This is a genomic window from Streptomyces sp. NPDC006208, from assembly GCF_040613775.1.
Taxonomy (GTDB): domain Bacteria; phylum Actinomycetota; class Actinomycetes; order Streptomycetales; family Streptomycetaceae; genus Streptomyces.
This window is the reverse complement of record NZ_JBEXSW010000030.1, coordinates 73,250-98,155: the sequence shown is the minus strand read 5'-3', so window position 1 is coordinate 98,155 and position 24,906 is coordinate 73,250. Positions and strand designations below refer to the sequence as shown.

The following is a 24,906-nucleotide window of genomic DNA, read 5'->3' as shown; positions in this document are numbered from 1 at the left end:
TGGACCTGTGTGGCAGAGGATGAGGAATTCACCTGTCGCCGGCTCTCGGGAACAGGTCGCTGTTGATGATTTCCTCAGTGCGGATGCCCGGGATCCAGACCCAGTACAGCCCGTAGGCGATCAGCGCGCGCCCGGTCGGGCGCAGCACCTTGTCGACGAGGAACTCTCTCAGTGACGCCATGGACTTCTCCTTCGCGCGGAATGTGCGAATGTCTCGCTGCCGCACGAGAATGCGCCGACGCTCTCGACTCTCGCTCCAGCCGCAGCCTCTGGGCCTGCGGTCACGACAGCCGCAATGCGGTGTCGATCAGGGGTACATGGCTGAATGCCTGCGGGAAATTCCCGACGAGCCGGCCACGCCGGGTGTCCCATTCCTCTGCCAGCAGTCCGAGGTCGGTGCGCAGAGCCAGCAACCGCTCGAACAGCTGCCGTGCCTCGGCCCTGCGGCCGATCAGCGCGAGATCGTGCGCCAGCCAGAACGAGCAGGCCAGAAAGACCCCTTCGCCGCCGGGCAGCCCGTCTCCGCCGAGCGTGTCCGACCCGTCGCCGGGCACGGGGTAGCGCCGTACGAAGCCGTCGTCACACAGTTCGCGCTGGACGGCCTCGATGGTGCCGACCACCCGCGGGTCGCCGGGCGGCAGGAAGCCCATCTGCGGTATGAGGAGCAGCGAGGCGTCGAGTTCGCGGGAGCCGTAGTACTGGGTGAAGGTGCCCCGTTCGGGGTCGTAGCCGCGCGCACAGACGTCACGGTGGATCTCGTCACGCAGCGCGCGCCAGCGCTCGACGGGGCTGTGCAGGGGCAGCCGCTCGAGTCTGCGTACGGTGCGATCGGCGGCGACCCAGGCCATCACCTTGGAGTGCACGAAGTGGCGGCGCGGGCCGCGCACCTCCCAGATGCCCTCGTCCGGCTCGCTCCAGTTGGACTCGAGGTGGTTCATGAGCTTCATCTGCAGGATGTGGGTGCTGTCGTCGCGGGCGAGGCCCGCACTCTGCCCGAGCCAGAGTGCGTCCACGACCTCGCCGTACACATCGAGCTGGAGCTGGCCGGCGGCGCCGTTGCCGATCCGGACGGGGCCGGACTTCTCGTAGCCGGGGAGCCAGGGAAGTTCCGCCTCGGGCAGCTCCCGCTCGCCCGCGACGCCGTACATGATCTGGAGGTTCTGGGCGTCCCCGGCGACGGCCCGCAGCAGCCATTCCCGCCAGCGTCGTGCCTCCTCGCGGTAGCCGGTGCGCAGCAGGGCGGTCAGGGTCATGGCGGCATCGCGCAGCCAGGCGTAGCGGTAGTCCCAGTTGCGTACACCGCCGATCTCCTCGGGCAGGGAGGTCGTCGGGGCGGCGACGATGCCGCCGGTGGGGGCGTAGGTGAGCGCCTTGAGGGTGATCAGGGAGCGGACGACGGCTTCGCGCCAGGGGCCGGTGTAGCTGCACTGGGCGATCCAGCCGGCCCAGAACCGCTCGGTGTCGGCGAGGAGGCGGGCTGCGTCGGGCCGCGTCGGCGGCTCCCCGTGCGAGGGCTGCCAGCTGAGGGTGAACGCCACCCGTTCGCCGGCGCCGACGCTGAAGCTGGAGTGGGTGGTCAGATCGCTGCCGTAGGTGTCCACGTCGGCGTCCAGCCACAGCGCGTCGGGCCCGGCGACGGCGACCAGCCGGTCCCGGCCGCCCGGCCCGTGCTCCCGCTGCACCCAGGGCACGATGCGGCCGTAGCTGAAGCGCATCCGCAGTGCGGAACTCATGCGGACCCGGCCGGAGACGCCCTCCACCATACGTACGAGAACGGGTGCGGCATCCGGTCTACCGCGCCCCGCACCCCTGGGGGGCATGAAATCGGTCAGCCGTACGGTCCCTTCGGGGGTGTCCCACTCCGACTCCAGCACGAGCGAGTCCCCGCGGTACCGTCGCCGGGCGGCGGCGCCGTCACCGGTGGCCGCCTGTGCGGGCGCGAGCCGCCAGAATCCGTGCTCCTCGGTCCCGAGCAGCCCGGCGAAGACCGCGGGTGAGTCGAAGCGGGGCAGACAGAACCAGTCGACCGATCCGTCCCTGGCGACCAGGGCCGCCGTCTGCATGTCCCCGATCAGTGCATAGTCCTCGATGAGCGCAGCCACACGAACTCCCGGAACACCGTCGCAGCCGTCTTCCGGGGGCGGACCCCCGTGTCCCCCGCAAGACGCGGCGGATTGCGGCACGTTACGCGCGGCACCTCGAGTCTCACCGGGCCCGCCGGGTGCGTCAGCAGGCCGACGCTGCGCCCTGTGACCGGCGAACCTGACCGTCAATCATTCTTGCGACCCAGGGAAACTTCTCTTTTCACCCCCTGGCTGTCGGGGACTTCGAACAGTTAGGCTCCGATCACGTCATTGTCCTCAACCCCGCCTGACCATAGGAGATTTACCGGTGAGTGAAGCGGTGGCCGCCCTCACCGACGTCGTGGAGCGCATCTCCTTGCTCGCCAGGGACGCGGGACTGCGCCAGGGCGACGTACTCGACGTCGCCAGGCTTTCGTACGACACGGGCATTCCCCCGCGCACCGTGGAAGCTCTCCTGAACGGCGACGATGTCGCGGAGGAGGACCTCAAGGCCCGGGTCAGCACGCGTTTCCAGGCGCTGCGCAGGACCCGTCTGAGGGCTGACCAGCGGGCGTACTCCCTCAAACAGATCGCCGAGTCGTTCAACGCCTCCGGGCCGTCGCTGTCGGCCGTCGCCAAGGGCGAGGGACTGCCCGGTGTGGAGCATCTGCTCGGCATCCAGAGGTTCTTCAAGGTGCACGACGGATTTCTGCTCGCCGAGGACACCACGGCCCTCCAGCACGCCCTTCAGCAGGTGCTGAAGGAACTCGAGTGCAGGACGGCCCCCTGGGCCGCGGTGAGCGACAGGCACGGCATCCGCCGTACCGCCTGTCGCGCCGAGCGGCTCTCGTCGCAGAATCAGATGGTCGTGCAGGCATCGCTTGCCGCCATCGTCGACACGCTGCTCAGCCACGAAGGGAAGGCCTGACGATGAACCACCACCGGTCGGCCGCCCCGGCCCGAGCGGCACTCGGACACGGGCAAGGCTGACACGTGCGCAACAGTGACTACTACTTTCCCGCCGTCGCCCTCGGCATCGCCTTCATCGCCAAGCTGCCCGGCCTGTACCGGGGTTGGCGCGATCCGCTGGTGCGTTCGGTGGGCTTCCTTGTCTTCACCGCCGCGGTCTGCTTCCTCTTCGCCGCGCCGCCCACGATCATTGCCGTCAACCGGATCACGGGCATCCCGAACTTCTCGGGACCACTGGTCTACGGCATCATGTGCGCATTCTCCTGCGCGTGCCTCGTGCTCATCGTCAACTGGCGAGGCGGCCCGCCGGAGACGATCCGGCGCAGTTCGCGCCGGTGGATCGCCTTCTACGCCGTGGCGATCATCCTGCTGGCCGTCTTCTTCGCCCTCGCCGACGCTCCCGTCGAGCGGCTGCGCGACCTCGACACCTACTACGCCGGTACCCCGTTCATCCGCGAGATGATCGTCACCTATCTCGCGGTCCACATGGTGGCGGCCGTCGTGACGACCACTCTGTGCCTGCGCTGGGCCCGCGAGGTCAGCGACTGGCTGCGGGTGGGCCTGGTCGTGCTCGTGGTGGGCTTCGTCCTCAACCTGCTCTTCGGTTTCGCCAAGATCACCGCGGTCGTCGCCCGCTGGACCGGCAGGGACTGGGACGCCCTCAGTACGGACGTGGCTCCCCCGATCGCCGCGACAGGAGGCCTCATTGTCACTGTCGGCTTCCTTGTTCCTCTGATCGGTCCGCAGATCAGCGGCGTGCTGCGGGCATGGACCACGTACTGGCGCCTGGGCGCCCTGTGGCGGCAGCTGCAGTCCACGCCGGGCGACCACGCCCCGCTGCCGCGGATCCCCTGGTGGTCCGCTCCCGACATGCGTCTGACGGTGCGTGAGACCGCGATCCACGACGAACTGCTCAGACTCCAGTCGTACTTCGACGACCAGGTACGGCTCCGCGCCCACAGCGCCATGCGCGAGCAATCGGCCGAGCATGCGCAGATCGTGTCGCTCGCGGCCATGGTGGCCGCCGCGGTGGACGCCAAATCGGCCGAACCGGAGCGGGACGCCCACGAAGAACCCTCGCCCGGGGCAGACGCTCTCACGGCGGCCCGGGTGGACAGCCCTGATCTGCTCGTGAAGCTGTCACGAGCCCTCCGATCCCCTTTCGTCGCCGCTGCCCGCCGGGAAGCGGCCCCTACAGGAAGCAGTCCGCGATGACGCGTCAGTCCCAGCCTGCCAGAGGCACCCAGCCCCGCCGAGCCGTGGTCATCGGCGGCGGCATGGCGGGCATGCTTGCTGCGGCGGTTCTCGCGGACTTCGCCGACGAGGTGACCATCGTCGAGCGCGATGCTCTGCCGGAGCTCCCCGAACCGCGTAAGTCCCTCCCCCAGGCACGCCATGTCCACGTGCTCTGGTCCGGTGGCGCCCGCGCGTTCGAGAAGCTCATACCCGGCATCACCGAGCGCTGGCTGGCCGCCGGGGCACGGCGCATACCGCTTCCCACCGGACTGGTGTCGATGACCGCGCAGGGCTGGCTCAGACGCTGGCCGGAAATGCAGTACATGATCGCCTGCACCCGTGACCTGCTGGACTGGGTGGTGCGAAAACACGTCCTCGCGCTGGACGCGGTCACCCTGCTGCAGCGGCACGAGATGCGGGGGTTCGAGGGCACCGCCGGACGGGTGAGCGGGGTGCGGCTGCGCACACCCGACGGTGACGACCTCACGCTCGCGGCCGACTTCGTCGTCGACGCGAGCGGCCGCGGATCGCGCGTCACCGAGTGGCTGCGCCCGCTCGGCGTCGGCGAGATCAAGGAGGCCGAGGTCGACTCCGGTCTGGTGTATGCCAGCCGCCTCTACCGGGCTCCCGCGGGCAGCGAGGACTTCCCCATCGTCAATGTCCAGTCCGACCCCAGCGATCCGGTCCCCGGCCGGACCGCCACGATCGTCCCCGTGGAGGGCGGTCGCTGGCTCGTCACGCTGTCGGGCACCCGGGGTGGCGAGCCCTCCCGTGACCCCGACCGGTTCGAGTCCTTCGCCCGCTCCGTCCGGCACCCGGTCGTCGGCGAACTGATCTCCATGACCGCACCGCTGTCGGAGAAGGTCACCGTCACCCGCAGCACGGTCAACCGCCGGCACTACTTCGAGAAGGCGTCCCGTTGGCCGGAGGGACTCGTGGTGATCGGCGACGCCGTGGCCACGTACAACCCCTTGTACGGCCAGGGCATGACGGTGGCTGCCCAGGGTCTGGTCGCCCTGCGCGACATCCTTCGCACCCACGATCTCGGTACGCCGACCCTGGCACGGCGCATCCAGCGCGCCATCGCGCGTCCCGCGGCGGTCGCCTGGGAGCTCGCGACCGCGCAGGACATCCTCTATCCGGGTGCCCAGGGACAGCAGCCGCGCCCGGGGACCGGGCTCGCCAACCGCTATGTCGACCGCGTGGTCCGCGCGGCGACCGGCCGGGCCCAGGTCACTCGCGCCTTCCTCGGCGTCATCACGATGTCCGAGCCGGTGACGTCATGGGTGCACCCGGACGTCGTCGTGGGCGCGATGCGAGGGCCGGGCAGGAAGCCGCTTTCCGGGCCGCCCCTGACGGAGATGGAGCGTGCTGTGGCCGCCGGCCGGCACGGCCAGGCCCCTGAGCCGCAGCACAGTTCCTCGCGCTGACCGCGGGAGGAGCTGTCCATGAACGACGGCCTCATCCTCTATGTCCCCGCCGTGGTCCTGATCGCCGCACTGATGACCAAACTGCCCTCCCTCCGGCGAACCTGGCACGACCCCATGATGCGGTCGGTGTGCGCGCTCCTCCTTGTGGGGTGCGCCGTGCTGGTCCTGGCAGCACCGCCGACGATCGCCGCGGTCAACGACCTGACCGGCGTCACGAACTTCTCCGCGCCGCTGGTGTACTGCGTCCTGTCGGCCTTCAGCGGATCCTGCATCCTGCTGATCATCAACTGGCGCGGCGGGCCCCCGGAACAGGTGCGGCGCTCGTCCATGGTGTGCATCTGCGCGTACGCGTGCGTGAGCGTCACCATCGTGGCGCTCTTCACGCTGGGCGAGGCTCCGGTCGAGCGTCTGCGTGATCTGGACACGTACTACGCGACCACACCGTTCATCCGCGAGATGATCATGACGTATCTGGTCGCCCACGCGGTCGGCAGTGTGGTCCTCACGTTCCTGTGCCGGCGCTGGCTGCGTGAGGTCGACGGAACCCTGCGCACGGGGCTGGGGTTCATCGTTCTCGGCGGCTCGCTGGATGTCGGCTACCTGACGACGAAGTTCATCGCTGTCTTCGCACGGTGGAGCGGCCGCGACTGGGACTACTTGAGCACGTACGTCGCCCCGCCACTGGCGTCCGCGGCCGCCCTCATGGTCGGTATCGGGTTCATCCTGCCGCTCGTCGGACAACGGGCCTCCTCGGCCTGGCGCGCCTTCCTGAAGTACCGCCATCTGCGGCCGCTGTGGCTGGAGCTGCAAGGCTCGACGAAGTCCGCGTCCGCCACGATGAAGATCGCGTGGTGGTCGCCGATCGGCCTGCGCCTGACCCACCGCGAGGCGGCGATCCACGACGGTCTGCTCACCATCGCCCCGTTCCTCAGCGGCGCGGTGCGCGACAGCGTCCGGGCCACGGCGCTCTCCCAGGGGCATCCCCCCACAACAGCCGATGTGATCGCGGAGGCCGCCATGATCACATCGGCGTGCCGGACGCACGCGGGAACGGCCTCAGAGGTGCCACCGCCGGACGGCGTTCCCGAGGGCCCCGAACTCGCCTACACGGTCGACTCGGACCGCCTGGTCCTGCTTTCCCGCACCGTCCAGCGAAGCCATCTCGTCGCCGCCGAGTGGCACTCACCGGCGCCGGAGCGCGCCGTCCACGAGTGACACCACGACGGCCGTCACCGGCGCATGCACACACCGCAGCCTGGCGTGCAGCTGCACCGAAAGGGGTCGGCCCCAGATAGCGTAGCCACACCCGAAGGAGTGCTGATGACTGAGGTAGCCACACGTCGATACGGTGCGGGCATGTCGCCCAGCGTGCCCAAGACCCCGCCCCGCCAGATCCGCATCGGAGACGAGTGGCACGAGTTCGACGCTGTCGCCCGGAGCATGGGCACCGAGCGTGCAGAGCTGGTCCGCGACTTCATCGCCTGGTACTCCCTCCGGCCTGGGGCCAGGCTCCCCGCCCGGCCCGACGTCGAGGCGTGGCAGGCCGGCGGGGAGCCGACCACGTGATGGCCCGCGCCAAACTGATCCAGGAGCTGCGCCGCGACGGCGCCGGCAACACCGGGACGGGTGCCGCGCTCCTCGTCGAGGACTACGCCCACCAACTCGCCGTCCAGCTGCGGGAGGCCGGGCACCGCGAGGCCGCGAACCTCATCGACCCCCGCGCCGGGCAGTGCACGTGCGGCGCGCCCGGCGGTGACGACGAAGAGAGCGCACAGGTGCGCCAGTACTGGGAGCACTCACGGTCCTGCCCGCAGGGACGCTGACCACGTGACCGCTGATCTGGTGGCGTTCCTGCGTGCCCGCCTCGACGAGGAGCTAACAGACCGCGCGCGACGCCTTCGGCTGTCCCGGTCCTCCGTGACGACACCGGTCACCCGGCGTCGTCGAAGCTGCCAGGAACGCGGGAGTGCGCACCTGCCGCACACCGGTCAGCGTGCTCCCTCAGCCTCGCAGCATCGGCTCTTGCAGACCCGAAAGGTCAACTCCCCGGCACCAGAGGGGCCTTACCCGCCGGAGACCGCCCGCAGATGGGACTTGCCGCGGCGCACACCCGGCGCCACCACGGCCGGGTTCTCGCGCAGCACCAGCGTCACCCGGGTGAACCCCTTCTCCTGAAGGGTCTTCGGCGTTTCGTCGACGATGCGGCAGTCCGTGCGGCCCCACCTCGGGTCGGGGTGGTTCACACGCCGCACCGCTCCGTCATGGTCGACGGCCGCGGCGCCCACGGCCCGTACCCAGTGCGGCAGTCCGCACGCATAGGCGGCGTCCATGATCGGGTCCTGGGCGATCTCGTCACGAATGGCCTGAAGTGTACGGTCCTCGCCGTCGCGCTCGAGCGCACAGGCCAACTGTGCCATCAGCGGCAGACACCAGCCCGTCTCGTGCTCGGCGAGTACCGCCGGAGCATCCGGGTGGAACAGCGCGAACCGGAGGAAGTTCTGCTGCGGCATGGCGGTGGGGTGCGGCCCGATGCCACGGAAGAGGGCGTCAAAAGCGGGGTTGGCGTGCGCCACGTCCCAATGCCGGTCGAACAGCATCGACGGCAGCGGAACGGCATCCATCAGGGCCGCATAGTCGCGCAGATAGGCCCCGGTCTCGGGGTCGGCCGGGTCCGCCGGAGCGGTCGGCGAGGCAGGGACGGGCGGCCGTACGGGCACCGGCGGGTGGACCGGCGCGGCCGGCCGGGCGGGAACGGGGCGGCGTGCGGGCGAGGAGGGCGGCACCGGCCCCGAGGGCCGGACCGGCGCACTGAAGTCATCGGACCTGTCCCGGCCGGCGACGAACCGGATCAGCTCGGCACCCAGTCGCTCGTCCATCTCAAGGGCCACGACCATGGCGCCCACCATCTCGTCGGACCAGGTCAGATCGGGTGAGCGTTCCCAGGTGCCGTAGGTGTAGGCGCTGAGGTCGAGGCGGGCGGCCACGTCCTCCAGGCTCAGCCCCAACTCCTCCCTGCGCCGTCTGAGGACGTCGCCGAGCCGCCCGGTCCGGGCCGTGCCGCGTGTGGTGCCGGCACACGCCAGACGTCCGTGGACACCTGGCCGCTCGACGCCTGCCTCATGTGTCATCGAGAACGCCACCCTTCTCGAAGGCTCTCGAAGTCCCGCTGCGGTAGCCCCGTTTGGATCTTCATACCGCGTGGCGATCCTGCTACCGCGACCGAGGTCATGTCAACTATCGTGGCATTCTGCGCCGTTGAACGCGCGAATCGCGCCACAGCTGTGGCAAGACCTGGCTGCATTCCCTCGAAGCGGTTAATCTCCCGGCAGCCCCTTGTGTGCGGGGCTACTTCGTGTGATCTAGGAGACCTACTGGTGACAGACGGCTTCTCGGTTCCGGGTCCGACGGCCGCCGCAGGCCTGCTGGCGGCATCGGTTGCCCGGGTCACCGAACTCGCGGACAAGCTCGGCCTGAGCCACGGCGAGGTCTTCGACGTCCATCGGCTCTCCGATGCCTCGGGCGTCCCGGCCGATGTGGTGGCCGCCCTGCTCGCAGGGCGGCCGGCAGGCGAACCCGACCTTCAGGCACGGTTCTTGCAGCGTTTCGACCTGCTTCGCAGAACGCGGCTCAAGCCCAACGGCCGCCGCTACACGCAGCAGGAGATCGCCGACGGTGCCGGTATGTCCCGGCAGCAGGCCGGGGCACTGATCAACGGCGACCGCCGACCGACCATGGAGCACTGCGACGCCATCCAGCGCTTCTTCCAGGTGCACGCCGGCTTCCTGACAGCCGATGACACCGACGCGCTCAACACCGCCCTCCAGCGCACCGAGCAGGGTCTGCTTCAAGACTTCGCGGGAGAAAGCGACCCGCTGGAGCGTCTGTTGCAGGACCATGGGGTGCGCGGCATCGCCTGGCGTGCGGCCCAACTGCCTACGGACAAACACCGGGACAAGGTCACCGAGTGGCTCGACATGCTCCTGGAGAGCGTCAAGCCGACAGACCAGCCCTGATTTCCGGACAGGCTTTGGATTCGTACGTGTCTCAACAGGTGCCGACGGGGAGAGGAGAGCAGTGAGCATAGGCAAAGACATGCGCCGGTTGTGCGGCGAGCTGGTCTCCGGCATCGACCTGCCCGCCCCGGCCGAGCCCGCCGCTCTCTACACCGCGCTGTGCGACGGCATGAGCAAACGCCGCGGGCGGCCCGTCCGCTACCGCACGGCCACGTTTCCGCCCGGCACTGCCAGCGGCCTGTGGCTCGACATGGCGGACCAGGACCTGATCGTGATCGAGGAGCGCACCGCGCCCGACCATCAACTGGTCATTCTCGGCCATGAGTTGTGGCACATGAAGGCCGGGCACTGCAGCCATCACGTCGAGGGCGCGGCCGTCGCCGCCCGACTGCTGTCGGACGAGGCCGATCTGCAGGCCGCGGTGCTCCGCGTCGCCGCCCGGACCCGCTTCGACCAGGCGGAGGAGAACGAGGCGGAGACCTTCGGGCTTCTCCTCGGGAGCAAGTGCCGCTCATGGCTTGCCGGTTCGGCTGGCCGCGGCCCGGTGCGCAGGGACGGACTCGCCGGACGTATCGAGGCTTCTCTGGGGTACCGGGGGCCACAGGGCTGAGGCGGCGGTGCCGACCGGCTCCCCCACCCCTGCACATCCCGGTGCCCATCGGCCGGCACCGGCCCGCCCGGCCCATGTCGGCCGCGACCGGGCGAGCATCACCCGGTGACCGTACGGCGTGATGACGCTTGTCCGGGGCCGTCCTCGGCGATCCGGCACAAGGGGTACGGGGCCGGGGCGCAACACCGCCACACGCAGACGCGGGGAGCAGCTGCCGGTGCCGACCACGTCGGCGCTCGGGGCCACGGCCGGTCCACCGGTGCACGAGCGCAGACGCCGGTCCGCTCGTGTTCCAGATGTGACGCCTGGTGCGGGGTACCCCCCGGTATCACTTAGGCTCGGCAACGTTATGAACGGCATTCACACGGGCCACATGGGGCGGCGGGCCCCGCTGGAACCCAAGGCCGACCGGGAGACGGTCCGGCGCCACAATCTCAGCCTCGTCCTGCGGGCGGTCCGCGACGAGGGCGAGATCACCCGCGCCGGGGTCTCCGCGCGGGTCGGGCTGACGCGTGCCGCCGTCTCCTCCCTCGTCGAACAGCTGCTGGACAGCGGCTTTCTGACCGAGTCCGGCAAGACGTTCAGCGGCCAGGCCGGGCGGCCCGGCACCGTGCTGAAGGTGGCCCGTACCGGTGTCGCGGGCGTCGGCGTCGAGATCAACGTCGACTATGTCGCGGTGTGCGTGGTGGACCTGGCCGGCACCGACCGGGTACGGCTGGTCGAGCACCTGGACAACCGGGGCGCACCGTCCGCCCATGTGCTGGGGCGCGCCGCGAAATTCGCTTCCCGCTCCCTGACCTCGGCCGCGGAGCAGGGACTGCGGCCGGTGGGCGCGGCGCTGGCGCTGCCGGGGCTGATCGCGGCGGGCACGGTCCGCGAGGCCCCCAACCTCGGCTGGACCGACGTCGCGGCGGAGGCCCCGTTCGCCGAAGCGCTGAACGCGCTGCGGCCCGGGCTTCCCGAGCTGCCGGTGCGCTCGGAGAACGAGGCGAACCTCGCGGCGCTGGCCGAGCTGTGGTTCGGGGGCCTCGGGGAGGTGCGCAGTTTCCTGTATCTGACCGGTGAGATCGGCGTCGGTGGCGCGCTGGTGCTGGGCGGCGAACTGCTGCGCGGGGCAAACGGGTTCGCCGGCGAGATCGGCCACGTACCGGCCGACGCGGACGGCCCCCGCTGCCGCTGCGGCTCCCGCGGTTGCCTGGAGCAGTACGCGGGCCAGTCGGCGCTGCTGCGGGCGGCGGGCATCGAGGAGCCGACCGGCGCCGCGGGCGTCGCGGAACTGGAGCGGCGCGCCCGCGCGGGCGAGACAGCCGCGGTGACGGCTCTGACCCGGGCGGGCCTGATGCTCGGCCGTGTCCTGTCGGGCGCGGTGAATCTCTTCGACCCGGACGCGGTGGTGCTGGGCGGCATCTACGCCCCTCTGTTCCCCTGGCTCTCGCCACCGGTGGGCGCCGAGCTCGCGGAACGGGTGGTCTCGGGCCTCTGGCCGGGCGGCAGTGGCCGCCTCCGCCCCTCCTCCCCGGCCGCCGACGCGGCCCGCGGCGCCGCGGCGCTGGTGGTCCAGGACGTCCTCGCGGACCCGGTGGCGTACGCGCAGCACGCGGGCTGACCGATTCCTGGGCGCGGTCGCGCCCCTGGGAGGCCCGGCAGAGTCTCAGCTGTGAGTGAGCGCTGCAGCCCGGCCCGTCCGGCCGATTGCAGAGCTCAGCAGCACCTCGGAGCTTCCGGTCCCGGTTCCCTAAACGCCTGACGCCGTTCGAGCTGAGGCTCGGCTGCGTCGAGCGTAGGACCTGCGACAGGACGGGGCTGCTCAGAGCTTGCCGATGTGGACCAGCGGGATCAGTGCAAGCAACCTGTGCCGGACGCCCCCTGCTTGCCCGGCCTGGTCGGTGTCTTGTCCGTTTCCTGTCCGGGGACGGTGTCACCGCGGTCGGGTGAGACCTGCCGGCGGGAGAACTTCGCGGGCTCGACGCGTGCCCGATGTCCGACCGGCCTGCGGAGATGACCCGGCCGACTCTCACCTTCGGCCGGGCCGGCTCAGCCGCTCCGTCACATCAGCGCACCCCGAGCAAGTGGTCCAGCGCCAGCTGGTCCAGGCGCTCGAATGCCATGCCCCGCTCCGCCGCCGCCCCCGCGTCGAAGTCCTCGAAAGCGGTCGCGTCCCCGAGCAGCCCCGCCAGGCCGTCCTGTGCCGTCGGGCGGGCGAGGTCGTCGAGGCGGGACGCGCGCAGGGCCTCCTGGACCTCCGGGTCGGCACGGAAGGCCGCCGCCCGCTCGCGCAGGATCAGGTAGTTGCGCATGCAGCCGGCCGCCGACGCCCACACGCCTTCGGCGTCCTCCGTACGCGGCGGCTTGAAGTCGAAGTGCCGCGGGCCGTCGTAGCCCGCCGTCTCCAACAGGTCGACCAGCCAGAACGCCGAGCGCAGATCGCCCGCGCCGAAGCGCAGGTCCTGGTCGTACTTGATGCCGTTCTGGCCGTTGAGGTCGATGTGGAACAGCTTGCCCGCCCACAGTGCCTGCGCGATGGAGTGCGTGAAGTTCAGCCCGGCCATCTGCTCGTGGCCGACCTCCGGGTTCACTCCGTACAGCTCGGGCCGCTCGAGGCGCTCGATGAAGGCGAGGGCGTGGCCGACCGTCGGCAGCAGGATGTCGCCGCGGGGCTCGTTGGGCTTGGGCTCGATGGCGAACCGGAGGTCGTAGCCCTGCTCGGTGACGTACTCGCCCAGCAGGTCGAAGGCCTCCTTCATACGCTCGAGAGCGACGCCCACGTCCTTCGCCGCTCCCGATTCGGCGCCCTCGCGGCCGCCCCAGGCGACATAGGTCCGTGCCCCGAGCTCGGCCGCGAGGTCGATGTTGCGGATCGTCTTGCGCAGTGCGTACCGGCGCACGTCACGGTCGTTCGCCGTGAAGGCTCCGTCCTTGAAGACGGGGTGTGTGAAGAGGTTGGTCGTCGCCATGGGGACGATCAGGCCGGTGGCGTCCAGAACCTGCCGGAAGCGCTTGATGTGCGCCTCACGCTCGGTTTCGCCCGCCCCGAAGGGGATCAGGTCGTCGTCGTGGAACGTCACCCCGTAGGCACCGAGCGCGGCGAGCCGTTGGACGGACTCGACGGGGTCCGACGCGGGCCGGGTCGCGTCCCCGAACGGGTCCCTGCCCTGCCAGCCGACGGTCCACAGACCGAAGCTGAACTTGTCGTCCGGGGTGGGTGTGAAGCGTTCCGCCATCGCCATGACCGCCTTGGATCAGTTGTTTTGTTCTGACGCCTTACTAATAATGCACGCCACGCCCATATGACAGAACCCCTCCGCACCTGGCCCCCACGGCCCGGATGGCGTAATTTGTTTTTCGCTCGGCCAAATTCAGCGGGGTCAATCGGAAGGAGAGATGCCGCCATGCCGACGCAGACCGTCGTCATCGGGGTGGACAGCTCGACGCAGTCCACCAAAGCGGCCTTCACCGATGTCGCGACAGGCGAACTCCTCGCCGTCGGCAGGGCCCCGCACCAGGTCGGCGGCACCGGCGGAGCACGGGAGAGCGACCCCGAGAACTGGTGGCGCGCCCTCGGCGAGGCGGTCGCCGCAGGGCTCAGGGAGTCGGGCCTCACCCCGTCCGCGATCGCCGGCATCGCGGTCGCCGGGCAGCAGCACGGCCTCGTCGTGCTCGACCGCGCCGGCGCGCCGCTGCGCCCCGCGCTCCTGTGGAACGACACCCGCTCGGCCCCGCAGGCCGCCGCACTCACCGAGACGCTCGGCGGCCCTGCTGCCTGGACGGCGCGTACGGGATCGGTGCCGGTCGCCTCCATGACGGCGGCGAAGTGGCAGTGGCTGCGGGAGAACGAACCGGCCGCCGCCAAGTCGGCCGCCGCGGTACGGCTGCCCCACGACTTCCTCACCGAACGGCTCGCGGGCGTCGCCGTCACCGACCCCGGGGACGCCTCGGGCACCTGCTGGTACTCCACGGCGACCGGCGCGTACGACCCCGAACTCCTGGATCTGATCGGGCTGGACGCGGCGCTGCTGCCGCCGGTGGCCGCGACGGGCGCAGTCCGTATCGGGTCGCTGACCCCCGGAGCCGCGGCCGTGCTCGGTCTGCCCGCCGGGATCGCGGTCGCCGCGGGCACCGGGGACAACATGGCTGCCGCGGTGGGCCTGGGGCTCGGCGGCGCGGGGCTGCTCGATCACCCCGTCCTCAGCCTCGGCACCTCCGGCACGGTCTTCGCCGCGACCCGTACCCGCCCGGCGTCCACGGCGCTCGCCGGGTTCGCGGCCACGGACGGCACGTATCTGCCGCTCGCCTGCACCCTGAACTGCACGGTCGCCGTCGACAAGGTCGCTTCTCTGCTCGGCCTGGACCGCGATGCCGCCGAGGCCGGCGGTGAGGTGGTTCTGCTGCCGTACCTGGACGGGGAGCGCACCCCCGATCTGCCGGCCGCCTCCGGAATGGTCACCGGCCTGCGGCACACCACGACCCGTCACCAGATTCTGGGCGCGGCCTACGAGGGCGCGGTGGTGACGGTGCTGCGCGCCCTCGACGAGGTTCTGCGCTCCTGCGGGCTGGATCCTGCCGCCCCCGAGACGGCAGGCCGCCCGCTCCGGCTGGTCGGCGGCGGCGCGGAGGGCCGCCACTGGGTGGAGACGGTCCGCCGCCTGTCGGGCCGCCCGCTGCTGATCCCGCGGAGCACCGAACTGGTGGCCCTCGGTGCAGCGGCCCTGGCCGCGGGTGCGGCGACCGGGGAGGACCCGGTGGCGCTCGCCGCCGGATGGCAGCGGGAGGGGGCGAGGCAGCTGCCGCCGGTGCAGCGGGACATCGGGACATGGGACCGGGTCTCGGCGGTCCTGGACCGGGCGGCACCGGCACTGCTCTCCCGATAGATGCCGCCCGCTGGACTTCCCCCTGCCGGGACCCGCTGCCGGGCGCCCGCGCTAGGTGTCCCGCAGGAACCCCTTGCCGTCCGTCGCCTTCGGCTGGTGCCGTGTCGCCTTCGACGGGTGGCGCGCCGTCCCGCTCGACGGGTGGCGCGGCGGCCCGACCGACGGCTGGTCGGCGATCCTCAGCGTGTTCACCGTCGGCTGGTCCGGGGCCGGTGTGCCGTCCCGCAGGGTGATCTCCGCACAGACGATGCTGCCCGCTTCCAGCCGACGCGCGACGGTGCGTGCCGCGTACGCCTCGACCAGGCGCAGGCCCCTGCCGCACACCACGTCCGAGTCCAGCGGCTCCTTGCGTCTGGTCACCCGATGTTTCCAGCGGCCGCCGTCCATGACCTCGACGGTCAGGGCATCGCCACGGACGCTGATCACCGTGGACACCCAGGAGCTGCCGCTGTGCATCACGACATTCGTCACCAGCTCGGTGACGATCACGGACAGGGCCTCATCGAGATGCTCCGCCAGGCGCCATCTACGTGCGACGGCCCGGGCGAAGCGCCGTAGTTTTCGCGCGGCCTCCGGCGAGGCCGGCATGGCGCAATGAGCCAGACCTCGCAGGGCTGACGTCGGCCCCGCACGTTGATGGGGCGGACTCGAGGCACGTTCTATGGCGATCACTTGGGCTCCTGTTCGCGCGGGCGTTCTTCCCTTACGTAGGTCCAGCGGCCGGGAGGTCTCACCGGGCCGTCGACAGCCATGCAGATCTTCTGCGGCAGCTACACATTCGTGGCGCTGCACGTTCGGCGCAATCAGGGACACTGAAACACGGATACGTAAACAATCGAAATGCCCCAGAAACACCTAGGAGAGTGAGAGGTGGACACGCTCAGTGACTCGGCCGGGGACCGTTGGCTGACGCGTGTCCTCGCCGGAGACTCCACCGGACCGGCACTGCTTCTGATCGAAGGGGCGGCGGGCACGGGCAAGTCCCGACTGGTGGCGCGACTGCTGGAGACCGCGGCCGGTGTCACGACCGCCTCGGGCTCGGCCGCCCGCAGTGTGATCGTCTCGTTCTCGTCCTTCGGTACGAAGCTGACGCAGCGCCCTTCGCGCGCCGCCGGCACCTCCCCGTCCGGCACCTCCCCGTCCGGCACCTCCGCGTCCGGCACCGAGACCGGCATCGCCCGTCCCCGGGAGACCGGACCCTTGCCTTCCCAGGCGACCGGCCCCGTCCGTCCCCGGGAGGGCGGACCCGCCGACGTCCCCCCGCAGCCCGAGCTGCCGGAGCTGCTGGCCTCGCTGCACGACCGCGGGGACCGTGTGCTGCTGGTCGCCGAGGACGTCCACCGCGCCGGCCGGCCCGCCCTCGACCTGCTGCGCCGGCTACTGGAGCGACCGCCCGACAGACTCGCCGTGGCCCTGACCTACCGGCCCGAGGAGCTGCGCGAGCCCGGCCTCGTACTGGGCCGCACCGTCCACTTTCCCGCCGCTCTCTCCGTGCTGCGGCTGCACCTCGACCCGCTCGGCGCGGAGCAGGTGCGCGCGGCGGTCGAGGACGCACTCGGCGCCGAGCGCTGTCCGGCGGAGCTCATCGCCCGGATCCATGAGCGCTCCGGGGGCGTACCCCAGGTGGTCGCCGACCTGGTGCGGCTGCTGCGCGAGTCGGCCGAGGACCGGGAGCGGTACTCGGTCCGGGACCTGGACGCCGTCGGGGTACCGCCCCGCCTGGCAGAGCTGGCCCTCGGCCGCACGGCGGCGCTCAAGGAGCGGCTGCGGCCCGTCGTCTGGGCGGCCGCCGTGCTGGACGAACCGGTGGAGGCCGCCGAGCTCACCTCTGTGGCGGGCCTGTCCGGAGACGAGGGCACCCGCGCGCTCATGGCCGCGCTGCGCACCGGCGTGCTGACTGAGGACGACCTGGGCCGGTACGGGTTCTTCGTCCCGATGGCGGCGCGGGCGGTGTACAGACAGGTCCCCGGCCCGCTGCGCGGCCAGATGCACCGCCACGCCGCCGAGGCGCTCGCCCACCGCCAGCCGGTGCCCTGGGTACGGCTGGCCCGGCACCGCAGACACGGCGGCCAGGTACGCGGCTGGCTGCGCGCCGTGGAGCACGCCGCGCTCCAGTGCCAGGCGGCAGGCGACCACCAGGCGGCGATCGATCTCCTGGAGGACACGCTGTCCCGCACGACCGTCCCGATCAGCGCTCGCGCACGCCTCGCTCCCCTGCTGGCGCACAGCGCCGTGCTGGGGCTGCGTTCCGACCAGACGGTGACCGTGCTGCGCCAGATCCTGGACGAGCAGTCGCTGCCGGCGGCCGTGCGCGGCCAGATCCGCCTCGATCTGGGGCTGCTGCTGTGCAACCAGGCGGTCGCGGGCATGCAGGGCTGGCTGGAGCTCCAGAAGGCGGTGGAGGAGCTCCAGGAACGCCCCGTTCTTGCGGCCCGTGCCATGTCGGCCCTGGCGATGCCCCTGCTGTCCGCGGTCCCGCTGGAGCAGAACGTGTACTGGCTCCACCGGGCCGAGAGGGCCGCAGAGGAGAGCGGCGACGCCGAGGCCCGTACGGCGGTGGCCGCCAACAGCGCCGGAACGCTGATGTACGTCGGGGACCCGGCCGCCTGGAAGGTGCTGGAGCAACTCCCCAAGGACACGGACCTGCCGGTCCACCAGCAGCATGTGGCACGCGGTCTGTGCAACGCGGCGGACGGCGCCCTGTGGCTCGGCCATCTCGGCCGTGCCCGCGAGCTGCTCGCCGAGGGCCTGGAGCTGGCCACCCGCAGCGGCGCCTCCTATGTGGAGCAGGGCGCCCGTGGCACGGCGCTGCTGCTCGACTGGGCCGAGGGCAACTGGGCGAACCTGCCCGCCCGCGCCCGGGCCTTTGTGGCCGAGGCGGACACCATGCCCGGGCCCGCGGCCGACGCCCGTGTCGTGCTCGGGCTGCTGGCGCTGGCCCGCGGCGAGTGGCCGCAGACCACCAGCTGGCTGTCCGGTGAGGGTCCCATCGGACCCGAGGGCTCGGCGGTGCCCCATGCGGCCGCCGCCTCGGGCGCCCTGGTCCGCCTCGCGCTGGTCCGCGACGACGTGGAGGGCGCCGTCGCGGAGGCGTCGCTGTCGTGGGACCGGCTGCGGGACAAGGGGGTGTGGGTGTGGGCGGCGGAGCTGGCGCCCTGGGCGGTGGAGGCGACGCTGCGCGCGGGGCGGCGGGAGACGGCACAGAAGATGGTCGCCGAGTTCGCCGCCGGGCTCGAGGGCCGTCAGGCCCCCTCGTCGTCCGCGGCCCTGCACTGGTGCCGCGCGCTGCTGGCCGAGGCTGACGGCGAACCGGAGACGGCGGGCCCGCTGTTCCGCCGGGCGTCCACCGTGTACGCCGGGCTGCCCCGCCCGTACGCCGCGATCCTGACCACGGAGGGCGCCGCCCGCTGCGCGCTCGCCACCGACGCGCACTCCGCCTCCGCTGTCGGCGATCTCGCCTCCTGCGTGCAGCAGTTGAGTGATCTGGGCGCGGTGTGGGACGCGGCCAGGATCCGTGCCGAGCTGCGCGCGCACCAGCCCGTGGACGAGCAGCGTCCGCGAGGCCGTCCCAGTTACGGCGACCAGTTGTCGCCGCGCGAGCAGGAGGTCGCCGATCTCGCCGCGACCGGGCTCACCAACCGTGAGATAGCGGCGACCCTGCATCTGTCGCCGCGCACGGTGGAACAGCATGTCGCGCGGGCCCGCCGCAAACTGGAGTCGCAGTCCCGCCAGAGCCTCGCCCGCTCGCGTGCCCAGCGCCAGGAGTGAGCCGGGGTCAGCCGGTCACGAGCACCACTCCCCCGTACGACACCCCTGCCACGACCACCCAGGCGCACAGCCCGAGCGCCGCGACGCGAACCCCGGTGCGGGTCAGCGACCGCAGGTCCACGGCGCTGCCGAGCCCGAACAGCGCGGCTGCCAGCAGAAGTTCCTGGGCGGTGTGCGCCAGGTCCAGTGCGGCCGAGGGCAGCAGTCCGGTGCTGCGCAGCACCACCATGGCGAGAAAGCCGGCGACGAACAGCGGGACGAGCGGTACCCGGGTGCCGGCGGCGGGTGCGGTCCGGGCGGCCTGCCGCCGGTGCCGCACGGCCAGCGCCACCGCCGCGACGAGCGGGGCGAGCAGTGCCACCCGCATCAGCTTCACCAGGACCGCTTCGCCGAGCGCCGCGGGGCCGGCCGTCTGCGCCGTGGCCACCACCTGCCCGACGTCGTGCACGCTCGCCCCGACCCAGCGCCCGAACGACGCGTCGTCGAGACCCAGCGTGCCCTGCAGGAGCGGCAGCACGGCGATCGCGAGCGTCCCGCACAGGGTCACCAGCGCCACGGAGGTGGCCACATCGCGCTCGTCGCTGTCGGCCGCCTCGCTCACGGCTCCGATCGCGGACGCCCCGCAGATCGAGTACCCGGTGGCGATCAGCAGCGGCTGGTCGCCGGGCAGCCCCATCCGGCGGCCCAGCCACCAGGTGCCGAGGAAGGTGGCGGTGACGACGCCGAGCACCATCGTGACGCTCGCCCAGCCGAGGCCGCGTATGTCGTCCAGGCCCAGCTTCAGCCCGAGCAGGACGATGCCCGCGCGCATCAGCCGCTTCCCCGCGTACGACAGTCCGGGCCGCGCCGCTCCCCGCACCACGCCGCGCACACGGGGCAGATGGGCGGCCACGACGCCGAGCACGACGGCCGCGGTGAGCATCGGTACGTCCGGCAGGAGCAGGTGCACCGACCAGGCGGCGGCGACGCCGAGCGCGGCGCACACGAGCCCGGGCAGGGCGGCGGGCCGGCCCACCGCGGCCGTGCGGACGGGCCGTTCCCTGAGCAGAGCCATTACCGGTCGGGAGACAGGTCGTAGACGCGGCGGACGCTGGTGCCGAGGCGGGAGATGTCGGCGCCGTACACATGGAGGGACATCGCGGTGCCGGTACCGGCGTTCCAGACGCGGTGGATGTCCCCGGGAGGCGCGAACCCGCAGACGTCGCCCCGTGCGTTGACCACGTCCTCGGTGGCGACGAGGCGGGCCCGGGCGCCCGCGGCGGTGGCAGGGACCAGCCGGTAGCGCCGTTCGTGCTCGGCTCCTTGGTGAACCCCCGTCGTGCACCAGGACACATGGTCGTGCACGGGGGTGCCCTGGCCGGGCAGCCAGACCAGGGCGACGACCGAGAAGCTGCCGTCGTGTTCGGCGTGCAGCAGGTGCTGCCGGTAGCGGTCCGGGTAGCTCTCGCACTGCTCGGCGGTGAGCAGATCGGCCGCGCCCAGGTGGGGTGCGAGGCATTCACCGACCAGATACGCCGTCGGGTCCGGCGGCAGTCCACGCCCCACGGCGTCGCGGATGTCCGCGATGAGCGTGTCCAGCCGGTGCGTGGTTCGAGTGGCTGCGGCAGTGTTCATACGGGCAGGGTCGAGCGGCCCGTCCCATTACGTCCAACGAGGCTTTCTTCGCACTCCCCAACAAACGCTTATCAGTGAACCGGCGCTTCAGCAGCCGGTCTTGTGCGACGCGACGGTCTTCAGCTCGGCCAGGACCTGCGCGGTCGCGGGTATGCGCAGATGCTCACGCAGGACATAGGCGGAGATCTGGCGCCGTGAGGCCGGCTGCAACGGCCGTCCGCTGACCCGGGGATGGCACAGGAAGCTCAGTACGAGTGCGGGCACCATGGCCACGCCGAGGCCCGCCGCGACCATGGCCTGTACGGCGAGTCCGTCGTCGGTCGTGAAGACGATGTCCGGCGCGAAGCCCTGCTCGCCGCACTCGTGCAGGAGGTTGGTGCGGCAGCGCAGACATCCGGCGATCCAGCGCTCCTGCGCGAGATCCGTCAGCTGCACCGCGCGGCGGCGTGCCAGCGGGTGGCCGGCGGGCAGCAGCACGGTCAACTGGTCCTCCAGGAGCGGTATTTCCACCAGCTCGTCGGGGACATGGTCGTGCAGGCCGGGATAGGTGAAGGCGAGGGTGATGTCGCACTCGCCGCGCACCAGGCGCTGCAGCGACTCCGGCGGCTTGTCGCCGAGCAGATCGACATGGATGCCCGGGTGGCCGGCCGCGAGCCTGGCCATCGTCTCGGGTATGAGGATGGTGTTGGCGCTGGGGAAGGCGCAGACCCGTACGCGGCCGGCACGCAGCCGGGTCAGTGCGTGGATCTGCTCCTCGGCCGCCGACATGCTGCCGAGGATCGCCGCTGCGTGACGGGACAGCGCCTCGCCCGCCTCGCTCAGCCGCAGCCCGCGGCCTGCCCGGATGAACAGCGGCGTACCGACGTCCCGTTCGAGAGCCTTCATCTGCTGGGTGATCGCGGGCTGGGTGTAGCCGAGCGCGCGGGCAGCCGCCGAGTACGAGCCCGTTCTGACGACTTCATGGAACGTTTTGATGTGCCGGGAATCGAACACACGTGGATCATAAGCAGAATTTGGGGGTGGGGTGCCTGCGAACCGCCTTCTTTCCGGCCGGGCGTCGGTCGGCCGTGAGCGCCGGCCGCGACGGCCCCGGTGTGCAGGCGTTGGTGGTTACGTTCCCTCGGGTGAGCTGCCGGCCGGGTGCCTTTCGAGAAGGCCGAGCAGTGACTCGCGGTGGAGGTCCGCGATCGGGCCGAGAAGGTCCGGATGGCGCAGCAGCGGCGCCGCACGGTGATCGCGAGGGCCGGGAATCGTCAGCCGCCGCGCATCGCCCACACCGTCCGCGCCAGGGTGGGTTGCGGCCAGACAGGCTGCTGCCACGGCGGCGAGATCGGCATCGGCCAGCAGGCAGGCCGCCCAGCTGACGACGGTTTCGTCCACCCAGGTGCGCCAGGCGTATTCGGCTTCCGCCGGCGGGTGGGCATCGGCGCCGGTGACGGCGTCCAGCCGGCCGGAGCCGCCGGGGCCGAGCATGTTCACCAGGCCGGCGTCCAGCTCGGTGGGATAGCGCAGGGCGGCGGCGATGGTGGCCGCCTGCCGTGCCTGGGCTTCGGCCAGGGCGTCGTTCAGCGGGCCCGCTGACGGCGGGAACGCCGACAGCAGCCAGCGGGTGGAGGCAGCGATGACCGGCGAGAGATCACTGGACATGGTGGACCGTCCTTTGCACGTGCCCGCCAAGGCTCTGGTACCTGTGCGTGATCCGGTCGCGAGCACTCGTGCGTCCGGGGTGCGCGTGGCAGGCAAGAGTAAGGCGGCGGCCTGAGCTTCAACAGGACGTACGTCACAGCCGAGCCGGGATGCCCCTCGCCGCACACGGCACGGCGCGTTGTCGGACCGCTCCGCCACGTTGCGGCCATGACGGAATTCGTACTGGTTGCAGGTGCGTGGCTCGGATCGTGGGCGTGGGACGAGGTGGTGCCGCGGCTGCATGCGGCCGGCCACGGCGCGCACCCGCTGACGTTGTCGGGTCCCGCAGAGAAGCAGGGCGTGCCGGCCGGGCAGCAGACCCACGTCCAGGACGTCGTCGACGAGGTCGAACGCCTGGATCTGCGCGAGGCCGTCCTGGTCGGCCACAGCTACTCGGGCCATCCCGGTCGGTCAGGCCGCCGAGCGGATCGGCGACCGGCCGGCCCGCGTGGTCTTCGTCGACTCCGATGTCCCGACCGACGGCGAGTCGTTCGTCTCCGGCTGGCGGGAGGGCCCGGCGAAGCTGGAGGCGTCGATCACCGGGAACGGCGGCTCCTGGGCACCGCTGACCGCGGCCGACCACGACGGCCAGGGCCTCACCGATGAGCAGATCGCACGGATCGTGGGCGGCTCGACGCCGCACCCGGGCGCCTCTCTGGCCGAGCCGGCTGTGCTGTCGCGGCCGCTCGGCGAGCTTCCGGCGACGTACATCAAGTGCCTGCTCGACGGCGCGCCGAGCCGAGCGACGACGTGGCCGAGCCGCTGACCAGCAGGCACTGGCGGCTGGTCGAGATGGACACCGGCCACTGGCCGATGTTCTCCCGGCCGGGCGAACCGGCGCGGATCCTCCTCGACGCGGCCGGGTGACCGCAGCGGCGGACGGCGTTTCCTGGCAGCGGACGGCTGTCGCACGGTCCCCATGCCCTACGGCTTGCGGCCCACCGCCCCGTACAGCGAGACCGCCTCGTCCCCGTCGCGGACCTCGTCGACACCGAGCTCGGGGTGCCACTGCGTCAGCTGGACGATGCCGGGCTCGACCACCTCGAGCCCCTCGAAGAAGCGGCCGAACGCGTCGAGGCTGCGCGGGGCGAGGGTGACACCGCCCGCCGCGTACATCTCCACACCGCGCTGTACGCCCAGCGGGTCGAAGTCGGCGGTGAGCTGGGAGATCACCAGGTGGCTGCCGGACGGCAGCGCGTCCACGAGTCTGCCGACCAGATCGAGCGGGCCGTCCTCGTCACCGACGAAGTGCAGCAGCGCCACGAGTGACAGGGCGATGGGCTGCTCGAAGTCGAGGATCTTTCGGGCCTGGTCGAGGATGCGGTCGGGGTCGCGCACATCCGCCTGGATGTAGTCGGTGACGCCGTCGGGGTGGCTGCGCAGGAGCGCCTCGGCGTGCGTCAGCACGATGGGGTCGTTGTCGGTGTAGACGATGCGGGATGCGGGGGCCACGGCCTGGGCGAGCTGGTGCAGATTGGGCTCGGTCGGGATCCCGGTGCCGATGTCGAGGTACTGGCGCACCCCGGCCTGGTCCGCCAGCCAGCGCGTCACACGGTGCATGAACCAGCGGTTGGTCCGGGCGACGTGCTTGGCCCGGTTGTCGATGCTCATGATGTGCCGGCCGAGCTCCTCGTCGACCGGGTAGTTGTCCTTGCCGCCGAGGAACCAGTCGTACACGCGGGCCGGATGCGGCCTGCTGGTGTCGATGCGCGTGGCGGCCGGTTCGGTCCCGGTCATGAGGAGGCTCCCTGGGTGGTCGGTGCCCGGCTTCCCGGCTTGTGCGATCATGCGATCTTCCCAGGCGGTCGCGGGAGCGGCAAGTAACTGTCGTCCTGACATGGGGAGTTAGCGGTGAGGCGCAGTCCGCGGCTGCGGCGATCCGGGCGTCGCACGCAGCGGCTCCACCGGCCGCCCGGGACCGTGCCCGACGGCGCCTGCGCGGCCGCTCCCTCGGCCCGCCTTGGCGCGGGCGCCGAGAGGGCCCGCCCGTCGACGCACCGGGCCCGCGGCCGCGCTGACCGAACTCAGCGACCGGCTCGATACGTACGCCGATCCAACGCCCCTGCCCCCCGGTGCACCGCCTCCCCGAGCCTGACCCGCGCACTCTCCGTAAAATTACCGAAATCACCTTGAAGCGGCGCACGCCTGTGCCTACTCCCTTTCCCGGGAGGCGAGCATGACCACCCGACGTACCTCACTGCCGGGAGTCGGCACCCAGTACGACTTCGCCACCGAGGCGGGCAGACACGTCTCGGTCGTGATCCACAACGACGGCCGCCGCTTCCTCGGCTTCTACGGCCTGGAGGACCCCGACGCCTGCGTCCTGTCGGTCCCCCTCACGTCCGAGGAGGCGACCGCTCTGGCCCATCTGATCGACGCGGCCCCCACCGACGCCGTACGCACCGACGGCATCGACCTGGTCACCGAGCACATCCCGGTCTCGGCCCGTTCCCCGTACTCCGGCCACCTCCTGGGCGACACCCGGGCCCGTACCCGTACCGGGGCCTCGATCGTGGCGGTCCTGCGCCGTACCGGTGCGCATCCCTCCCCCGGACCCGACTTCCGGTTCGCGACCGGCGACACCCTGGTCGCGGTCGGTACGCGTGAAGGCGTCGACGCCCTCGCCGAGATCATCGCCGGAGGCTGACC

General features: G+C 71.5%; 24 protein-coding genes. 14 read left to right on the top strand and 10 right to left on the bottom strand.

Annotated features, from left to right (window positions below; translation table 11 throughout):
* Positions 1-28: 28 nt before the first annotated feature.
* Positions 29-181 (bottom strand): hypothetical protein, encoded by a 153-nt coding sequence (locus ABZ208_RS24260; RefSeq protein WP_328393821.1) that lies wholly within the window; start codon positions 179-181, stop codon positions 29-31.
* 100 nt (positions 182-281) lie between these two features.
* Positions 282-2,102, bottom strand: coding sequence for a glycoside hydrolase family 15 protein (locus ABZ208_RS24255; protein WP_356911562.1), 1,821 nt, complete (start codon positions 2,100-2,102; stop codon positions 282-284).
* A gap of 289 nt (positions 2,103-2,391) precedes the next feature.
* Between ABZ208_RS24255 and ABZ208_RS24250 the strand changes: the two genes are divergently transcribed.
* The 6 genes from ABZ208_RS24250 (at position 2,392) to ABZ208_RS24225 (ending at position 7,521) form a co-directional block, all read left to right on the top strand.
* Positions 2,392-2,991, top strand: coding sequence for a transcriptional regulator (locus ABZ208_RS24250; protein WP_356911561.1), 600 nt, complete (start codon positions 2,392-2,394; stop codon positions 2,989-2,991).
* A gap of 65 nt (positions 2,992-3,056) precedes the next feature.
* Complete coding sequence (locus ABZ208_RS24245) at positions 3,057-4,247, top strand: MAB_1171c family putative transporter (RefSeq protein WP_356911560.1); 1,191 nt, start codon at positions 3,057-3,059, stop codon at positions 4,245-4,247.
* Positions 4,244-5,698 carry an FAD-dependent monooxygenase gene (locus tag ABZ208_RS24240; RefSeq protein ID WP_356911559.1) on the top strand — a complete coding sequence of 485 codons (1,455 nt, stop codon included), beginning with the start codon at positions 4,244-4,246 and terminating at the stop codon, positions 5,696-5,698. Before ABZ208_RS24245 ends, ABZ208_RS24240 begins: the two co-directional genes overlap by 4 nt.
* Positions 5,699-5,716: 18 nt before the next feature.
* A complete protein-coding gene (locus tag ABZ208_RS24235; protein WP_356911558.1) occupies positions 5,717-6,913 on the top strand; it encodes an MAB_1171c family putative transporter in 1,197 nt (398 codons plus the stop codon).
* 141 nt (positions 6,914-7,054) lie between these two features.
* Positions 7,055-7,264, top strand: coding sequence for a hypothetical protein (locus ABZ208_RS24230; RefSeq protein ID WP_356911557.1), 210 nt, complete (start codon positions 7,055-7,057; stop codon positions 7,262-7,264).
* The gene (locus ABZ208_RS24225; protein WP_356911556.1) at positions 7,264-7,521 is read left to right on the top strand and encodes a hypothetical protein; all 258 of its coding nucleotides are present in this window, start codon (positions 7,264-7,266) and stop codon (positions 7,519-7,521) included. The genes ABZ208_RS24230 and ABZ208_RS24225 overlap by 1 nt, the downstream gene beginning before the upstream one ends.
* A 240-nt stretch (positions 7,522-7,761) precedes the next feature.
* Here ABZ208_RS24225 and ABZ208_RS24220 read toward each other — a convergent pair whose 3' ends face one another.
* Complete coding sequence (locus ABZ208_RS24220; protein ID WP_356911555.1) at positions 7,762-8,826, bottom strand: helix-turn-helix domain-containing protein; 1,065 nt, start codon at positions 8,824-8,826, stop codon at positions 7,762-7,764.
* A gap of 246 nt (positions 8,827-9,072) precedes the next feature.
* On the opposite strand from ABZ208_RS24220, the gene ABZ208_RS24215 reads away from it, so the two are divergent.
* The 3 genes from ABZ208_RS24215 (at position 9,073) to ABZ208_RS24205 (ending at position 11,927) form a co-directional block, all read left to right on the top strand.
* Positions 9,073-9,711, top strand: coding sequence for a helix-turn-helix transcriptional regulator (locus tag ABZ208_RS24215; RefSeq protein ID WP_356911554.1), 639 nt, complete (start codon positions 9,073-9,075; stop codon positions 9,709-9,711).
* A gap of 79 nt (positions 9,712-9,790) precedes the next feature.
* On the top strand, positions 9,791-10,321 hold the full coding sequence (locus ABZ208_RS24210) for a toxin-antitoxin system, toxin component (RefSeq protein ID WP_328405401.1): 531 nt from the start codon (positions 9,791-9,793) through the stop codon (positions 10,319-10,321).
* Between the two features lie 349 nt (positions 10,322-10,670).
* Positions 10,671-11,927: an ROK family transcriptional regulator gene (locus ABZ208_RS24205; RefSeq protein ID WP_356911553.1), complete on the top strand. Its 1,257-nt coding sequence runs from the start codon at positions 10,671-10,673 to the stop codon at positions 11,925-11,927.
* A 445-nt stretch (positions 11,928-12,372) separates the two neighbouring features.
* Here the strand turns inward: ABZ208_RS24205 and xylA are convergent, their stop codons facing one another.
* Entirely contained in the window at positions 12,373-13,542 is a 1,170-nt protein-coding gene (xylA, locus tag ABZ208_RS24200; protein ID WP_356911552.1) for a xylose isomerase, read from the bottom strand.
* A 168-nt stretch (positions 13,543-13,710) separates the two neighbouring features.
* Here xylA and xylB point away from each other — a divergent pair, with 168 nt between their 5' ends.
* Positions 13,711-15,189 (top strand): xylulokinase, encoded by a 1,479-nt coding sequence (gene xylB, locus ABZ208_RS24195; RefSeq protein WP_356911551.1) that lies wholly within the window; start codon positions 13,711-13,713, stop codon positions 15,187-15,189.
* A 51-nt stretch (positions 15,190-15,240) separates the two neighbouring features.
* Here the strand turns inward: xylB and ABZ208_RS24190 are convergent, their stop codons facing one another.
* Complete coding sequence (locus ABZ208_RS24190) at positions 15,241-15,777, bottom strand: ATP-binding protein (RefSeq protein WP_356911550.1); 537 nt, start codon at positions 15,775-15,777, stop codon at positions 15,241-15,243.
* Positions 15,778-16,059: 282 nt separating this feature from the next.
* Between ABZ208_RS24190 and ABZ208_RS24185 the strand changes: the two genes are divergently transcribed.
* Positions 16,060-18,957 (top strand): LuxR C-terminal-related transcriptional regulator, encoded by a 2,898-nt coding sequence (locus tag ABZ208_RS24185; protein WP_356911549.1) that lies wholly within the window; start codon positions 16,060-16,062, stop codon positions 18,955-18,957.
* 7 nt (positions 18,958-18,964) lie between these two features.
* Here ABZ208_RS24185 and ABZ208_RS24180 read toward each other — a convergent pair whose 3' ends face one another.
* From ABZ208_RS24180 to ABZ208_RS24165, 4 genes are all read right to left on the bottom strand, one after another.
* Positions 18,965-20,011, bottom strand: a complete 1,047-nt coding sequence (locus tag ABZ208_RS24180) for a putative sulfate exporter family transporter (protein WP_356911548.1) — start codon at positions 20,009-20,011, stop codon at positions 18,965-18,967.
* Positions 20,011-20,571, bottom strand: coding sequence for a cysteine dioxygenase family protein (locus tag ABZ208_RS24175; RefSeq protein ID WP_356911547.1), 561 nt, complete (start codon positions 20,569-20,571; stop codon positions 20,011-20,013). Before ABZ208_RS24175 ends, ABZ208_RS24180 begins: the two co-directional genes overlap by 1 nt.
* A gap of 87 nt (positions 20,572-20,658) precedes the next feature.
* The gene (locus tag ABZ208_RS24170) at positions 20,659-21,564 is read right to left on the bottom strand and encodes a LysR family transcriptional regulator (protein ID WP_356911546.1); all 906 of its coding nucleotides are present in this window, start codon (positions 21,562-21,564) and stop codon (positions 20,659-20,661) included.
* 117 nt (positions 21,565-21,681) lie between these two features.
* Positions 21,682-22,218: a hypothetical protein gene (locus tag ABZ208_RS24165; protein ID WP_356911545.1), complete on the bottom strand. Its 537-nt coding sequence runs from the start codon at positions 22,216-22,218 to the stop codon at positions 21,682-21,684.
* A gap of 207 nt (positions 22,219-22,425) precedes the next feature.
* Between ABZ208_RS24165 and ABZ208_RS24160 the strand changes: the two genes are divergently transcribed.
* Positions 22,426-22,863 (top strand): alpha/beta fold hydrolase, encoded by a 438-nt coding sequence (locus ABZ208_RS24160; RefSeq protein WP_356911544.1) that lies wholly within the window; start codon positions 22,426-22,428, stop codon positions 22,861-22,863.
* Between the two features lie 108 nt (positions 22,864-22,971).
* Positions 22,972-23,124: a hypothetical protein gene (locus tag ABZ208_RS24155; RefSeq protein WP_356911543.1), complete on the top strand. Its 153-nt coding sequence runs from the start codon at positions 22,972-22,974 to the stop codon at positions 23,122-23,124.
* Between the two features lie 57 nt (positions 23,125-23,181).
* Here ABZ208_RS24155 and ABZ208_RS24150 read toward each other — a convergent pair whose 3' ends face one another.
* A complete protein-coding gene (locus ABZ208_RS24150) occupies positions 23,182-23,994 on the bottom strand; it encodes an SAM-dependent methyltransferase (RefSeq protein ID WP_356911542.1) in 813 nt (270 codons plus the stop codon).
* A 439-nt stretch (positions 23,995-24,433) separates the two neighbouring features.
* Here ABZ208_RS24150 and ABZ208_RS24145 point away from each other — a divergent pair, with 439 nt between their 5' ends.
* Entirely contained in the window at positions 24,434-24,904 is a 471-nt protein-coding gene (locus ABZ208_RS24145; protein WP_356911541.1) for a TrkA C-terminal domain-containing protein, read from the top strand.
* Positions 24,905-24,906: the final 2 nt, after the last annotated feature.